Annotated in this window: 15 protein-coding genes; 8 read left to right on the top strand and 7 right to left on the bottom strand. The window is 38.0% G+C overall.

What is annotated here, in order from left to right:
* Positions 1–119: 119 nt before the first annotated feature.
* A complete protein-coding gene (pepT, locus tag GH741_RS14075; RefSeq protein ID WP_153737410.1) occupies positions 120–1,352 on the bottom strand; it encodes a peptidase T in 1,233 nt (410 codons plus the stop codon).
* A 114-nt stretch (positions 1,353–1,466) separates the two neighbouring features.
* Here pepT and GH741_RS14070 point away from each other — a divergent pair, with 114 nt between their 5' ends.
* Complete coding sequence (locus GH741_RS14070) at positions 1,467–1,682, top strand: hypothetical protein (protein ID WP_153737409.1); 216 nt, start codon at positions 1,467–1,469, stop codon at positions 1,680–1,682.
* A gap of 262 nt (positions 1,683–1,944) precedes the next feature.
* On the opposite strand, the gene GH741_RS14065 is transcribed toward GH741_RS14070, so the two are convergent.
* From GH741_RS14065 to GH741_RS14055, 3 genes are read right to left on the bottom strand one after another with little or no spacing between them, the layout of a single operon-like run.
* On the bottom strand, positions 1,945–2,940 hold the full coding sequence (locus GH741_RS14065; RefSeq protein ID WP_153737408.1) for an NAD(P)/FAD-dependent oxidoreductase: 996 nt from the start codon (positions 2,938–2,940) through the stop codon (positions 1,945–1,947).
* A gap of 22 nt (positions 2,941–2,962) precedes the next feature.
* The gene (locus GH741_RS14060) at positions 2,963–3,979 is read right to left on the bottom strand and encodes a FecCD family ABC transporter permease (protein ID WP_153737407.1); all 1,017 of its coding nucleotides are present in this window, start codon (positions 3,977–3,979) and stop codon (positions 2,963–2,965) included.
* Entirely contained in the window at positions 3,979–5,016 is a 1,038-nt protein-coding gene (locus GH741_RS14055) for a FecCD family ABC transporter permease (RefSeq protein ID WP_153737406.1), read from the bottom strand. Before GH741_RS14055 ends, GH741_RS14060 begins: the two co-directional genes overlap by 1 nt.
* 170 nt (positions 5,017–5,186) lie before the next feature.
* On the opposite strand from GH741_RS14055, the gene GH741_RS14050 reads away from it, so the two are divergent.
* The 3 genes from GH741_RS14050 to GH741_RS14040 all read left to right on the top strand — a co-directional run bounded on the left by GH741_RS14050 (position 5,187) and on the right by GH741_RS14040 (position 7,971).
* Entirely contained in the window at positions 5,187–6,194 is a 1,008-nt protein-coding gene (locus GH741_RS14050) for an iron-hydroxamate ABC transporter substrate-binding protein (protein WP_153737405.1), read from the top strand.
* A 260-nt stretch (positions 6,195–6,454) separates the two neighbouring features.
* A complete protein-coding gene (locus GH741_RS14045; RefSeq protein ID WP_153737404.1) occupies positions 6,455–7,390 on the top strand; it encodes a hypothetical protein in 936 nt (311 codons plus the stop codon).
* Positions 7,387–7,971: a hypothetical protein gene (locus tag GH741_RS14040; protein WP_153737403.1), complete on the top strand. Its 585-nt coding sequence runs from the start codon at positions 7,387–7,389 to the stop codon at positions 7,969–7,971. Before GH741_RS14045 ends, GH741_RS14040 begins: the two co-directional genes overlap by 4 nt.
* Before the next feature lie 134 nt (positions 7,972–8,105).
* Here the strand turns inward: GH741_RS14040 and GH741_RS14035 are convergent, their stop codons facing one another.
* Positions 8,106–8,672, bottom strand: a complete 567-nt coding sequence (locus tag GH741_RS14035; protein ID WP_338079456.1) for a M15 family metallopeptidase — start codon at positions 8,670–8,672, stop codon at positions 8,106–8,108.
* A gap of 180 nt (positions 8,673–8,852) precedes the next feature.
* Positions 8,853–9,386 (bottom strand): HD domain-containing protein, encoded by a 534-nt coding sequence (locus GH741_RS14030; protein ID WP_153737402.1) that lies wholly within the window; start codon positions 9,384–9,386, stop codon positions 8,853–8,855.
* A gap of 292 nt (positions 9,387–9,678) precedes the next feature.
* Between GH741_RS14030 and ilvD the strand changes: the two genes are divergently transcribed.
* Entirely contained in the window at positions 9,679–11,358 is a 1,680-nt protein-coding gene (gene ilvD / locus GH741_RS14025; protein WP_153737401.1) for a dihydroxy-acid dehydratase, read from the top strand.
* 74 nt (positions 11,359–11,432) lie between these two features.
* Here the strand turns inward: ilvD and GH741_RS14020 are convergent, their stop codons facing one another.
* On the bottom strand, positions 11,433–12,548 hold the full coding sequence (locus tag GH741_RS14020) for an NAD(P)/FAD-dependent oxidoreductase (RefSeq protein WP_153737400.1): 1,116 nt from the start codon (positions 12,546–12,548) through the stop codon (positions 11,433–11,435).
* Positions 12,549–12,781: 233 nt separating this feature from the next.
* Between GH741_RS14020 and GH741_RS14015 the strand changes: the two genes are divergently transcribed.
* The 3 genes from GH741_RS14015 to GH741_RS14005 all read left to right on the top strand — a co-directional run bounded on the left by GH741_RS14015 (position 12,782) and on the right by GH741_RS14005 (position 15,737).
* A complete protein-coding gene (locus GH741_RS14015; RefSeq protein ID WP_153737399.1) occupies positions 12,782–13,849 on the top strand; it encodes an ABC transporter substrate-binding protein in 1,068 nt (355 codons plus the stop codon).
* Between the two features lie 103 nt (positions 13,850–13,952).
* Positions 13,953–14,939: an ABC transporter permease gene (locus GH741_RS14010; RefSeq protein WP_153737398.1), complete on the top strand. Its 987-nt coding sequence runs from the start codon at positions 13,953–13,955 to the stop codon at positions 14,937–14,939.
* 3 nt (positions 14,940–14,942) lie between these two features.
* Entirely contained in the window at positions 14,943–15,737 is a 795-nt protein-coding gene (locus GH741_RS14005; RefSeq protein WP_153737397.1) for an ABC transporter ATP-binding protein, read from the top strand.
* The last annotated feature ends 152 nt before the right edge of the window (positions 15,738–15,889 follow it).

The raw sequence follows: 15,889 nt of genomic DNA, 5'->3' as shown, positions 1-15,889 counted from the left end.
TTAGCAATCAGGTCATGGCGCCTTCAGGATATTTACCTAGATAGGCGTTTTTATTTACAAAAAAATAGTGCTAATAATAGAAAAAACGACTAACTAATTAGTCGTTTTTAAATGTTAACTTAAGATTGTTTTTCGAATAAGTTAATGATTTCCACAATGGTATAAACGGCTTGTTCCATATTATCTACTGATATATATTCAAATTTGCCATGGAAATTCTCTCCACCTGTAAATATGTTAGGTGTAGGCAAACCCATGAAGGAAAGTTGAGATCCATCAGTACCACCACGTATGGGCTTCACTAGCGGTGTGATGTTTAAATTTTTCATAGCTTGATAAGCGATATCCACAATCTCCTTTACCGGTTCGATTTTTTCTCCCATGTTATAATACTGATCTTTCATTTCCAGTACAATGTTGTCTTCTCCATATTTCTCTCCAAAATCTTTGACTAACTCTTCTATAACCGACTTTTTAGAATTGAATTTTTCTCGACTATGATCTCTAATTATGTAATAAAGTTTTGTTTGTTCAACGTCGCCATCTATTGAGATTAAATGGTAAAATCCTTCGTATTCTTCCGTGAATTCAGGTGCTTCATCCTTAGGCAATTTATTATGGAATTCCATAGCGAGTTTTCCAGAATTGATCATTTTATTTTTTGCTGTTCCGGGGTGGACGTTATTTCCTTTAAAAGTAATTTTAGCCGCTGCTGCGTTAAAGCTTTCATGTTGAAGTTCTCCAATTGGGCCACCATCAACGGTATAGGCAAAAGAAGCACCAAATGCTTTCACATCAAACTTATGTGGTCCGCGACCAATTTCTTCGTCTGGTGTAAATCCAATTCTAACTTTACCGTGCTTTATTTCAGGGTGATCAATCAAATAAACCATTGCAGTCATAATTTCGGCTATACCCGCTTTGTTATCTGCTCCGAGTAGTGTGGTACCGTCCGTAGTGATGAGTGTGTGTCCTTTATAGTTTTTTAGCTCCGGATAATCCTTTGGAGATAAGGTCACTTTAAGTGATTCGTTTAATATAATATCATTTCCATCATAGTCTTCTATTAATTGTGGATTGACATTAGTTCCAGTGAAATCTGTCGCTGTATCAATGTGAGCTAAAAATCCTATTGTTGGTACATTTTTAGTTGTATTTGAAGGAAGGCTTGCAAATACATATCCATTTTCATCGACGTTTACTTCATCCATACCAATTTGCTTTAATTCGCTAACCAACATATTGGCAAGTGTCCATTGTCCAGGGGTTGATGGACAGGATTGGTTATTTTCACTTGATTGCGTGTCCACCTTAACATATGAAGTGAATCGTTCTATAATTTGCTTTTTCAATGTAATTTCATCTCCATTTCACGATTATGGAATTATCTTAGCATAAGTGAGGAACTCTAACATAGGAAAATACTTTTGTTAATTAACAAAAGAATACTTAAATGAGGTGATAACTTGAATAGAAACAAAAAACAAGATGGTAGTTTTAATAAAAAGACAAAAGCGAACTCTGCAGAAGGTATCGGAATACGGACCGAATTAGATTCTGAGCATCCTTATCATACAATTGATCAATATGCAGGCGATTCGGTAGATGAGCATAAGGAAATTGAAAATGCTAATGAACATTTTGCTGATGAAGAGCTAGACCAAATTAATAATAATTCATAATAAAAAGTAACAAAGGGATAAAACTAGGTTTCTGATAAGGTCTTTTATATGTTGCTTAACTAAGTCGTGTAAAGAGCCGCAAAAGGACTGCTAACGCATAGCGCATAGAAATTCAGAAAACTTTTGCTATATAATTTTATGTATAAAAGGGAATACGGTCATTGTCATATAGTGCCATGATTTGGAGGGGAAAAGTGTCAGGCACAAAATGAAGCATCCTTTAGTTGTACCTGACACCTTCTTTTCAGTGATGATGCACCACCTATTTTCGGTAGATCACAGTGCTATACACTTGAGCTGGCGCTTTTGGGTTGATATATTTTTTTGCACTATTAACGGCTGTTAGTCCTTCGGTATAGCCGGATGCGATTAGCATGGTCTTTCCTGGATAGGCTGTTGCGTCTCCTGCAGCGAATATCCCGTCTATATTTGTCGCCATTTGGTGATCGACAACCACTCTGTTACTATCTGTCTCCAATCCCCAGTTATCGAAAGGTGTTTGATTCATTTTAAGCCCATTATACGTAAGTAAATGATCTACTTTGATTCTCTCTTCAACATCCTTAGATTTAATCGTTATACTTTCCAGCCAACCATCTTCCCCATGAAGTTGTTGCAGGTCGCTGTTTAGTTTGACAATAACAGAAGAATCACGCAAACGTTCTAATTCAACATCTGCTGCATGTTGAAAGGTTTTCTTACTATTAACTAGATAAACTTTCTCAGCAATGCTCTCTAATGTAAGTGCCCAATCAATACCAATTCTCGTATTGGAGTTAAGCATCACTTGTTTTCCGGCATATTGCTGTGGGTTGTGCATCGTATAATGATGAGTTTTATCTGTGTACATGCTGATATTAGCTAGGTCTGGTTGCACAGGATCGAATCTTCCAGTTCCTGTTGCAACGATAACGGTTTTAGCAAGATGAACAGTCCCTTCTGTTGAAGCCAATGAAAAGATACCATCTTCGTTTTTCGTTACCTCTTCAATCCATTCGTTATAAACAATCTTGGGTTGATGCATGTATGCTTGTTCTTCCATTTGTGCTAATAAATTATCCCCGGTGATTTTAGGGATTCCTCCAATATCATAGATCATTTTCTCTGGAAGAAACTTTGCCACTTTTCCACCTAGCCTTGAGTCAGATTCAATGATTTTTGTTGTCATATCACGCATTCCGCAATAAAATGCGGTAAATAACCCCGTGGTTCCCCCACCAATGATAATTACATCATATATTTTGCTGTTCTCCTCCATATACAATCCTCTCTTCCGTTATTTAACTCTTCATTAACAAATAAATGAAATAACTGCCGCCAACCAGTGACACAACCAGTCCAACTGGAATTTCCGATGGTGCTAGAATATTCCGACCAATCGTGTCTGACACTAACAGTAACAATGCTCCCATTAATGCTGTAATCGGTAGAAATAATATATGGTTAGGCCCGATTAATTTTTTCGATAAATGCGGTGTGACCAACCCGACAAAGGCGATGCCACCCCCGACAGCTACACTTGCCCCAGCTAGTGCTACTGCAATTAAGAGTAGAAACAATCGATGTCGTTCCACATTTGTTCCGAGTCCTTTAGCAATATCATCACCTAATTGTAAGGTGTTCAAGACATTTGATTGATACATCGCCAAAGGAATAAGGATTAAGACCCATGGCAATAGTGCCAGGACATAGGTCCAGTCGATTCCAGATATATCTCCAGATAGCCATACTGTTGCACGGGTAAAATCATTTGGGTCCATTTTTAGCTGAAACATAATAATTAAAGCGGCAAATGCACTATTAATCCCAATACCTACTAAAATCAAGCGGATCGGTGTGATGCCGTTCTTCCATGAAATCAGATAAACTAATAAGGCTGCAACCAACGCACCGGAAAGAGCGGTGAGTGGTAATAGAAACACGGAAAGGGAGGATACTTCGGCCATGTTATTTTGGAACAAGTAAATGTACAAAACGACTGCAAAACCCGCTCCGGCATTAATTCCGATAATGCCAGGGTCAGCTAATTCATTATGAGTTACACTTTGTAAAATTGCACCAGATATCGCCATTGCAGCTCCGATTAGAATTGCTATCACAATGCGAGGTAGCCGGAAGTGAAAAAGCACCATGCTTTCTTGTTCACTGCCTTGACCAAATAACGTCTTTAAAACATTTATCGGTGAAATCGAAACGACACCTAGATTCAGGTTAAGTAAGAATGTTCCTATAATGACTGTAATTAAAATACTGGCTACAATTAACATTCTTTTGGTTCCAACTGTCCTAGTTTTCATTACATCCCTCTCCCTTCACGTCGTGCCAAATAGAGGAAGAAAGGGACACCGACTAAAGCTGTCACTGTTCCTACCGGTGTTTCAAATGGAGGATTTATCATTCTCGATGCCGTGTCCGCAATGACTAATAATAGTGCACCTAACACAGCGGAACAAGGAACAATCCAACGGTAATCGACACCGACAAGAAAGCGAGTAATATGAGGGATGACTAGCCCAATAAAACCAATCGTTCCAGCTACTGATACAGCGGCCCCTGTCAGTAATAAAACCACGAGCGTACCTGTAAATTTCACAAAAAAGGTCCGTTGTCCTAGCCCTTTAGCAACATCATCACCTAAGTTTAGTACAGTGATTGAGTTGGCTAGCAGTAAGGCGATGACAAACCCAATCAGTAAAACTGGTGCAAGGATTTGAACGTGCATCCATTGTACACTCGAAACACCTCCTGCATACCAAAAGCTAATATCCTTCGCAACATTAAAATGGATGGCGATCGCATTCGATAAGGAGCTTAGTAGGGCAGTAACAGCTGTTCCGGCTAGGGCTAGCTTTACCGGTGTCAAACCAGTTTTTGAAATGGAGCCTATCCCAAATACAATGACAACTCCGATACCTGCGCCAACAAACGCCCAGAGCATCATGATAAAATTAGATGCTTGTGGCATAACGACAAGTGCGATGGCCATCATAAAAGAAGAACCAGCGGTCACACCCATAATGGAAGGAGAGGCAAGCGGATTACGAGTCATTCCTTGCATGAGTGTCCCAGACATGGCGAGACCTGCACCGATTAAGGCGGCAGCAAGCGCTCGCGGAATACGAAGCCCTCTAATGATTTGATGGGAGGTAGAACTGGGGTCGAACTGGGTAAGGCTATGCCAAATGGTTATAAAATCAATGTCGGCAGCGCCGTACAAAATCGAAAGTCCAATAGATAATACTAAAACAGCCAATCCTCCAAATAAAATCACTGTCGCAATAATTGGTCTTGAAGTAGGTTTTGTATGTAAATGTTCTGATGTTGGATTAGCCATAATTGTATTTCTCCTAATAGAGTCCATGATTGAGAATCATTATCATTATAGTATAAAAGGGTGGAAGGAGCAATCAATCCTATCAAAAGGAAAATATAGGTGTTGCAATTGATAATGATAATTGTTATCATTTGGTAAGTTAGAGAAAAAGATAAAGGGGATAATCTAAGATGAAAAATAATAAGTTTTACATATTAATGAGTTTGTTGGTATTCGTTCTATTATTAGCGGCATGCGGAAATGAAGACGAAGAAAATGCCGAACAAACTGATGAGACTAATAATGAAGAAACGGCAACTAACGATGACCAAGACACAGAAGAGGAAACGGAAGCAATGGAGCGGACGTTGACTGATGCAATGGGTAATGAAGTAACAATCCCGGCAGAGCCTGAGCGCGTAATTGCTTCTTATCTAGAAGATTACTTAGTAGCGTTAGGCATTACTCCGGTAGCACAATGGTCTGTTGGTGATGGAGCAAGTATTCAAAATTATTTGGAGGGTTCCTTAGCGGATGTTCCAACAATTCCTTATGATCTTCCATTAGAAGCGGTAACAAGTTTTGATCCAGATCTAATTATCATGGACTCTGCAGGAATGGTAGAAGGTAATAAATACGACCAGTATAATAGAATTGCTCCGACATATGTGATCGGATCCGAGGAAAACAATGATTGGCGCGATGAATTGTTAGAAGTAGGTAAAATATTTGGCCAAGAAGAAAAAGCGGAGCAGGTACTAGCTGATTATGAAGAAAAAGCCACTGACGCTAAAGAAGAAATCCAAGCTGCAATCGGTGATGAATCCGTAGCTGCATTATGGCTAGTTAGCAATACCTTCTATATCGTAAGTGAAAATCTATCTAGTGGAGATGTACTATACGGTGATTTAGGGTTATCAACACCAAATGTGGTCACAGAGATATCTGCAAGCTCAGAAGCAAACTGGTCAGAAATTTCGCTAGAGAAGCTAGCAGAATTAGATGCAGATCATATTTTCCTAATTAATAGTGATAAAGGAACTGGTTCTGAAATGCTTCAGCAGGATATTTGGAAAAACATCCCTGCAGTAAAAAACGATAATATCTACGAATACGAATCAACAACTAGCTGGCTATACACCGGTCCTATCGCTAATACACAAATGATAGATGACATGTTAGCCGATTTAACTGAGTAGGGAAACATGGTGGAAGGTGCTAGGAATGTTCAACGTGATTTAGGTGAAGCAGCCAATCTCGGTAGAACAGCAATTAGTTATTAGATTAGATCTAATCTATCAAACAATTAAAGAATAATATGTGTAACAAACAAAAACCCGATGACCAATGTCATTCGGGTTTTTGTGCTCGAAAATATCAATTTTTCTTATGAAGTCTCTTAGTCTCATATGGTAAGATAATTGTATACTATTTTATCGGGGGAAGCGGGAGATCATGTATGAGGGAAAGGTTTTTATGGGCAGGAATAACTGTAATTATCATGAGTTGGTTTGGTAACTATTTATACTTTCAATCACAGCAGCTAGATGAACCAATTTTTTTAGACCATTATTATCAAATGTATCATTCCGAAGCAGTGCAAGAAATACCATTAACATTTTATTATTTAGCAAATAAACAAAATCCGATGGAAGTTAATTACATAGAAATGAATGGAATCGAAGCATACCCAGTCTCAAATAATGTTGGATTTACGATGTTTAATAACAATCAGCCTCAGATAAATTACCGGCAGGAGTTTACTCATCACTACTTAATGGAGGTTACGGTAACCATTCGTAATGATATGGATAAAGTTGTTAACGAAAATGATGAAGCCTGGTCCTTTAATACTATGGATGTTTATTTTTCCAATGGTGAACATATCAACGCAAATATAGGTGAAGTAGTTATCCAATCCCATCACAATCAGCCCTTAGTGCTAGACACAAGATCGGGTGGTTCGAGCAATCAACATCGAAGCGCTGTATCAATGGTTGCCAACCAACCTATTAGGATACAAGACATATCGGTCCCCTTTGATAGATTGACAGATGATGTTTCGATTAAGGTAGGGCTCAATGAAGCGAACTCAAATAAGATGATTAGTAGTCCTGGAGTTAATCAGGCATTGGATTTACCATGGGAAGAATTACAAGCACCAACCGTTGAAGCAATTATGTTTCCATTTGATCTAGCTAAAAATGATTTTATGGGTTTGTATATGCAGTTCGATTCTAATAGAACTAGCTATTATCAATTTGATATCCAAATTAGTGGAACAAGAGATGATGGGCAGCCTTTTGTAAGTGGAGTTCCAATTAATGATCAACCATACTTAGATGAAAATGATCTTGACGCAATCATCGAAACAAAAGGAGGGAATATGAGATGAAGTTTGCTTTCAAAAGGCTGTTTTGGGGTTTCCTCTTGGTACTATTAGAAATCCATATTCTAGTTATTGATATATTTCCCGATCCAGTAGGGTATTATTTAATTTTATCGGGTCTTACATGGCTAATTAAAGATTATCCGGTTGGAAAAAAGGCTAGTAATATAGCAGGGTTTCTCATAATTTTCTCGATTCCGACTGTTTTCATTAACCAAAGTAATATGAATGAAACAATAGGGCAAGTAGATATATTTAGTGGCCTGTCATTGTATATGGTTGCGCTTGAGCTTATCAAATTAGTACTCGTTTTCTATGTATTCAAATTTATGCTAGAAATAGCACAAGCAAGTGCTGATAACAACCTTTATCATAGAACTCTCAATACATTTAAAGTTTATATGATAATCATGTTGGTGGGTCATTTATTGCAAGCATTTACAATGAATGAATCCGGTATGGTGGCGTTTATGGTGTTTGCTCTGATCGTTATGTTAGCAATGGAGGTTGTGTTCTTAGTTCTTTTAAGTAAATTTAGTAAACTAGATGATGACTTTACAAGTCAGGCATATAATGAACAGGTATAGTGAATGGGATAAACTAAAGATAATAGTTTGAAGCCATTAAGACAATGTTAGATTCCTTTTACAGTGTGAAGAAATATATAGAAGTACAAGTTTTCAGTAAGGTAGTTTATTGAATTGAAAAATGAAAGCAGGGATTATTCCCCGCTTTCAATAAGATTTCGATAGACAATAGTGTCCTCAGGTCTTTTACCGCGTTGTAAATCCCATATAGTTAAACCAAAGTCCATTTGTAGGTGGGGATAGTCACGGAAATTCTTCCAATCTCCACCCCACTCAAATCCCATCTCCTTAGCTATTTCTACTACTTCCATCCAATCAGATTCACCATTATTATTTCCGTCATAGTAAACATCCCAAATTACATCGCCATTTTCCAGTTGTAGAGCAAAATCAATGGCCAGACCATAATTATGGTAAGATTCTCCACCTTGAACATTAGTAACAATGTTACCCTCTGTAGTTCTACCTCTCGCATAAAGGGCGTTCTGTTCTTCTATAGATCTAAAATCATCGGTAATGAGTATATTTATTCCATTTGTTGCCGCCTGTGCGATTAGCCTATCTTGATATATTTCGATAACTGGATCAAGTTGTGTCGGCATTGGAACATCAGTTCTAGTTCGGTACTTATCAAATATAAAAAAAGCAACGACAATAATAATAAATAAAAAGATAATAGGAAGAATTTTATTGAATTTCACCAATCTGTGCACCTCTTACTATTTATCAAAGGCATCCATAGCCTTAAAAACTATGGATGCCTATATTAGGTAAACTTAGGATATCATATTTTTCTAAATGGGGTGATGAATATTTCTAAAGATAGTCTGATGAGTTTATTGCTTTCGGGGATTGGTTCTCCATTTGCTTAATTCAAAGGCTTAACTTGTCTTTTCTTGGTTTGATTGCTGGGGTTTATCAATTAAACTATCCAATCGTTGAATTCTTTCAAGTGCAGAAAATTGGTCAATAGTTCGATAATGATGCGCTCCGCTTGGTTCCTCATCGGCCTCATCAGCTAGAGATACTACAAGCTGTAATGGATTCAGCTGTAGTTCTCCATCGGGGAGATAGGAATCAGTGTGTAGCAATATTGCTAGAGCAATCGTTTTGGCGCTTTGCGGATTCTCGCCAGATCGAATTAACAATTTATGAGCTCTTGCAGCTCCTTTTATGGCATGAATATCATTTTCCTTATATGATTCATAGTCCCATTCACCATTACGATACCATTTATAATGACCAATATCATGTAAGAGCCCAGCCTTTGCAGCTAGATCAGGATCAACTTTATATGAATTAGCAATTATATAAGCTTTTTCAGCTACAGTAATTGCATGAGCAATGCCAGATCTACCTAAATACTTTTGTGCAATAGGGTGTGTAAATAATTTTTCTAAGGTGACATTTCTCATCAATTTAACCTCCTTTACATGTGAATTTTTTATAAAATTATAAATTATTTATAAAAGGGTATTGCTAAATAAAATATCACATTGATTTTAACGGTGCAAGTTGTTTGTGATATCATATATCATACTTTTTAGAACTTATTATGTGAAATTAAGGTGAAAACAGTATATTTATATAATTAAAAGTGTTAAATTTAAATAGGTAAAATTAAAAATCTGAATTTAACAAATTCATTGAACAATTTTTAGTTAACTATTATAGTTATTACAAGAGAATGGTCAGGAGGAATCGTTTATGAAAAAGGATTTGCGTATTAAAAGTAAAGTATTCGATGATGCAAAAAGAGCTCCAAACCGCGCTATGTTACGTGCTGTTGGGGTAACTGATGAAGATTTTAAAAAACCAATGATTGGTGTTGCTAGTACATGGAGTGAAGTTACTCCTTGTAATATCCATATTGATGATTTAGCTCGAAGTGCCAAGGATGGTGCTAGAAAAGCGGGAGCTGTACCTTTAATTTTCAACACAATAACTGTATCCGATGGTATTTCGATGGGTACTTCAGGAATGCGTTATTCTTTACCAAGTAGAGATGTAATTGCAGATTCGATTGAAACGGTAGTTGGTGCAGAGAACCTTGATGGCCTTGTAGCAATTGGTGGCTGTGATAAAAATATTCCTGGATGTTTGATTGCGATTGGACAAGCTGAAGTTCCATCTGTCTTTGTTTATGGTGGTACAATCGCAGCAGGCCATCTCAATGGAGATAAATTAGATATTGTTTCTGTGTTCGAAGGTGTAGGTAAACACAACAATGGCGACATTAGCGATGAACAGCTACACGGAATAGAATGTCATGCTTGTCCAGGTGCTGGTTCTTGTGGTGGTATGTACACAGCAAATACAATGGCATCCGCTGCAGAAGCACTCGGTATGAGTTTACCAGGTAGCTCTTCCAATCCCGCTGAATCAAGCCTAAAATCTGAGGATTGTAATAAAGCTGGAGCTGCAGTGTATAATTTATTAGAAAAAGGTATCTATCCGAAGGACATTATGACTAAAGAAGCCTTTGAAAATGCAATTACTCTAGTTATGGTGTTAGGTGGATCAACTAATGCGGTACTTCACTTGTTGGCTATTGCAGATGCTGTTGACGTTGATTTAACGATTGATGACTTTAACCGTATCCAAAAGAAAGTACCACATCTTGCAGATTTGAAACCAAGTGGTAAATATGTAATGGAAGATTTACATCGAGTTGGTGGCGTTCCTGCAGTAATGAAGCTATTACTTGAAGCTGGTTATTTGCATGGTGATTGTTTAACTGTAACAGGAAATACGATTGCAGAGAATTTAAAGGATGCCCCTTCCTTACAAGAAGGACAGGATATTATTTTACCGTTTGATAATCCAAAACGGAAAGATGGGCCATTAGTTATCTTAAAAGGAAATCTTGCGCCAAGTGGTGCAGTTGCAAAAGTTTCTGGTGTGAAGGTTAAACGTCATACGGGACCAGCGCGGGTGTTTGATACAGAAGATGAAGCAACAACAGCCGTTATTAATAACAAAATTAATGAAGGTGATGTATTAGTTATTCGTCATGTGGGACCTAAAGGCGGGCCTGGTATGCCGGAGATGTTGTCAATATCAGCGATTCTTGTTGGTAAAGGTATGGGGGAAAGTGTTGCACTACTAACTGATGGAAGATTCTCAGGTGGTACTCATGGTTTAGTGGTAGGACACATAGCTCCAGAAGCTCAAGTGGGAGGACCAATAGCACTTTTACAAGAGGGTGATTTGGTCACCATTGATTCAGATTTGCAAGAAATTACGATGGATGTCCCTGAAGCGGAGCTAGAAAACCGCCGCAAAAATTGGGTGCCACGACCGTTATATTCTAAAGGTGTATTAGGGAAATATGCACATAATGTTTCCTGTTCATCTAAAGGTGCAGTAACAGATTATTTCAAATAGTAATGTTAAAAATCCCTCGATGGAAAGTGCTTATTTCCTTCGAGGGATTTTTCTGTAAATGTATAAAAATACAATTATCCTAATGCCCCGCTTACTGGATAAAGGTCTACGTTTATTTCCGTAGGTATCCCCTGAGCTATTTTTGCTAGCTCAGACCCTAGATAAGGGCCTGTAGTTAAACCTGAAGAACCTAAACCATTTGCTATTAAAACCCCTTCATGGGTTGGAAGTGATCCTATAACCGGGAGAAATCCTGGAGTAGATGGCCGAAATCCAACTCTTGCCTCAATGAAAGTGCTAGTTGAAAGTCCAGGAGCAACATGTAAGGCTTTTCCGAATATTTCCTTTAATCCACCAGGAGTAACGCGATAATCTAGTCCGACATTGTTTTCGTGAGTAGCACCAATAACTACTCTACTATCACCAAAGGCCAACAGATACTGATCATTCGGAGGCATTACGACAGGCCATTCGCTTGTATCTTGTTCAGGAAGCTTTAGATGCACAATTTGGGCCTTTTGTGATTCAACTAAAAATGACACACCCAAAGGCTTCAGTAAATCTTTTGCCCAAACTCCTGCAGTAACGATAACTGTATCTGCAGCTAGTTCATCACCATTTATTAAAACTCCTGTTGCTTTGTTGTTGGTTAGCTTAATTTTAGCGGTGCCTTCAATAAAATTTGCTCCATGTTTTATGGCACTTCGTTGTAAGGAGTCACGTAATAAACGTCCATCCACACGAGCAGCACCACTAACGTGTACCGCCCCATAGCCTTCCGCCAAAGGAGGAAATAATGATTTCGTCTGGTTCGCATTTAGAAGTTTAATATCTCCTATTTCTGGTGCATCTTCACGCCTTTGTATTGCTCTTTCAATCATTGCTTCTAACTTTTTCTTTTCTTGATGAATACTTATTGCTCCGACACGCGCATATCCAGTATCAGCTTCCCCGTCCTTTTCAAGTGAGTTGACTAAGCTTGGATAGTAGCGGGCTCCATTTTTTGCTAACTGGTACCATGCTTGATTTCTGCGTTGAGATAACCACGGACAAACGATACCAGCTGCCGCATCTGTTGCTTGCCCCGGTCCTTTTTGATCAATCATTGTGACGTTTGCCCCGGCCTTAGCTAAATGATAGGCGGTTGAAGAACCGAGTATTCCCGCGCCAATAACAATGAAATTTTGCATATTTAATACTCCTCGTTGATATGGATTGGATTACATAAGAAGAAGTCTGTGCTTCTATAGTTTGCTATAAATGGAAGTTCTAAACAAGTTAAGAAATTTTATACACTTTTACTATAAAATAATATCAGAAATTTATTGTATAAAGATGTACATGGTTAAGTAATTATGTGATATAATGTTCTTCAAATCTTTAGAATATTTAAAAGATATAGATTATAGGGGGAGAATGACTAATGAAGAACAAGTGGCTCTATTTTTTGGGTTTAGCAATTATAAGTATGTTAATTTTAGCGGCATGTGGAGCAGGTGAAGAAACCAATTCTTCAGGGTCAGATTCTCCAGCAGAATCTGAAGAGGAGACAGACCAGGAAGAGCAAAGTGAGGGATCAGATGAGGCGGAAACAGAGACTTACACAATTGGTGCTACACAAATTGTTGAGCATCCTTCTCTTGATGCTGCCTACCAAGGTTTTAAAGATGCAATCGCAGATGCAGGCTTAGAGGTAGAGTATGATTTTCAAAGTGCTCAAAATGATGTGAATAATGGTAAAACTATCGCTAATAACTTTGTAGCAGATAATGTGGATTTGATTTTCGCTAATTCCACTCCAAGTGCACAAAGTGCTTTATCAGCAACTAGTGATATTCCTATTATCTTTACTTCTGTAACAGATGCTGTTGCAGGTGGATTAGTGGAAGCGATGGATCAACCAGGTGAGAATATCACTGGTGTACTTGACCTTCACCCAGATTCAATAGTAAACACAGTGAATTTTATTGATACTTACTTTGAAGGAGCAAAAGTTGGACTTATTTACAATTCTGGTGAGGCAAATTCAGTAGCTCAGATTGATGCAGTAAACGCTGCTATTGAAGGAACTAGTTTAAGTACAGTCGAGCGTACTGTCGCTACTTCAGCCGATGTACAGACAGCTACGACAACATTAGTTGGTGAGGCAGATGTTATTTATGTTATTACAGATAACACTGTTGTAGATGCTTTAGAAGCAGTTATCGGTGTTGCGAATGAACAAGATATACCTCTAATTGTTGGTGAACCGAACTCTGTAGAAAAAGGTGGATTTGCAACCTTTGGAATTGATTACCATACGATAGGTTACCGTGCTGGTGAAATGGCAGTTGAAGTATTAACAGGTCAAAAAGCAACATCGGATATTCCGGTGGAGGTTCCACCTGAAATGCAGCTGTTTATTAATAAAGGTGCTGCAGAAGAGCAGGGGATTGAATGGAATGCTGAGTGGGATGAAAAAGCTCAATTCCTAGAAACAGCAGAAGAGTAAGACTGTTTAACTTTAAATTTTACTAATAGTAAAACTAAACCGACATTATCCCGTTAAGGTTTAATGTCGGTTTTCTTTTTAAGCGACAAGGGAGAGATACAGCATGTTTTTTTCAATGTTCGGAGCCGTTGAATCAGGTATAATTTTTGCAATCATGGCACTTGGTGTTTATTTATCTTTTCGGGTTTTAGATTTTCCTGATTTAACTGTTGATGGAAGTTTTGTAACTGGTGCTGCAGTTGCTGCAATGTGTATTGTCAATGGTGTTTCACCTATTATTGCAACGGTACTAGCAGCAGTGGCTGGTTTCGTGGCTGGAAACATTACAGGGATATTAAATACAAAAGGGAAAATAAATCCATTATTATCAGGTATTTTAATGATGACCGCCTTATATTCAATCAATTTAAGAATAATGGGTGGGAGTCCCAATATACCACTGTTAAATGAACCAACTGTGTTTAATTTTCTAGAGACGGCATGGGAAAAGACAGGAATTGATCAATTTTTAAACGGTTTACTTACCTCCATCGGAGTAGAAGTAGTACCAGGTACATGGATTGTTATCTTTGTGATGATTATTATTACAGTGATCGTAAAATTAATAACGGACTATTATTTAAAAACAGAGATTGGCTTGGCACTTCGAGCTACTGGTGATAATGAGAAGATGATTCGTAGTTTGTCAGCAAATACCGATACCTTAAAAATTGTTGGGTTAGGTTTTTCAAATGGATTGGTAGCATTATCAGGTGCCTTAATTGCTCAAAATGATGGTTTTGTAGATTTAAAATCTGGAATCGGAATGATTGTTATTGGACTTGCCTCCGTTATTATCGGTGAAGCGTTGTTCGGAAAGAAAACCATTGTAAGAACAACACTTGCAGTTATACTTGGGGCGATTGTCTATCGTATGGTGGTCACGGCGGCGCTTAAGGTGGATTTCCTTGAAACGGGAGATATGAAGTTGATCTCAGCAATTCTAGTTGTTGCAGCTTTAGTTACTCCTAAAGTTATTGCAACAGTAAGAGAACAAAAACGACGCCAACGGAAACGAATCGATTTAAACAACAAGGCAAAGGGGGCGTAACAATTGTTATATTTGAGTGATATATCAGTAACTTTTAATGAAGATACACCTGACGAAAAAAAGGCGTTGCAGGATATTAATTTAACTCTTGAACAAGGCGAATTTGTTACTGTGATTGGTAGTAATGGTGCTGGGAAATCGACACTGATGAATGTTGTTTCCGGTAGCTTGAAGCCCGACATCGGAACTGTAAAAATAAATAATAAAGATGTTACCCCTCTACCTGAATTTAAACGATCAAATTATATAGGAAGGGTGTTCCAGGATCCAATGGCTGGAACTGCTCCTTCGATGACCATTGAAGAAAACTTAGCGATGGCTTATGCGAGAAACAAGAAGCGCAGATTTCGTATAGGGGTTACAAAGAAGCGGAGAGAGTTATTTCGTGAGTACTTAAACACGCTTCATTTAGGACTTGAAGATCGTTTGAATGCTAAAGTGGGCATGCTATCTGGTGGGGAACGACAAGCGTTATCATTATTAATGGCGACCTTTACTGAACCAAACATCTTGTTACTTGATGAACATACGGCGGCATTAGACCCTTCTCGTGCGGAACTGATCACCAAGCTAACCGGTGACGTGGTAGAGAAATTCCACTTAACTACCTTAATGGTTACACACAATATGCAGCAAGCATTGGATTTAGGCAATCGCTTGATTATGATGGATAAAGGACAAATTATTCTTGACGTTTCAGGTGAAGAAAAGCAAGATCTCACAATAGAAAAGCTATTACAAGAATTTCAACGAATTCGAGGAGAACAATTAGTAAATGATCGTGCTGTTTTAGGATAATCAGAAGGATAAATAGATGACTCAATTGATGAATATACAATCATTGGGTCATCTATTTTTATTTAGGCTCTTTTCGTAAGTTTTGTTGCTTTTTAATCTTCGTACTTGATATAAAAAGCGTCGTAACATACCACGCTCTTCACCACTACGGA

The sequence above is a fragment of the Aquibacillus halophilus genome (assembly GCF_009649745.1).
Classification (GTDB): Bacteria; Bacillota; Bacilli; order Bacillales; family Amphibacillaceae; genus Aquibacillus; species Aquibacillus halophilus.
This window is presented reverse-complemented; position numbering and strand designations above follow the sequence as displayed.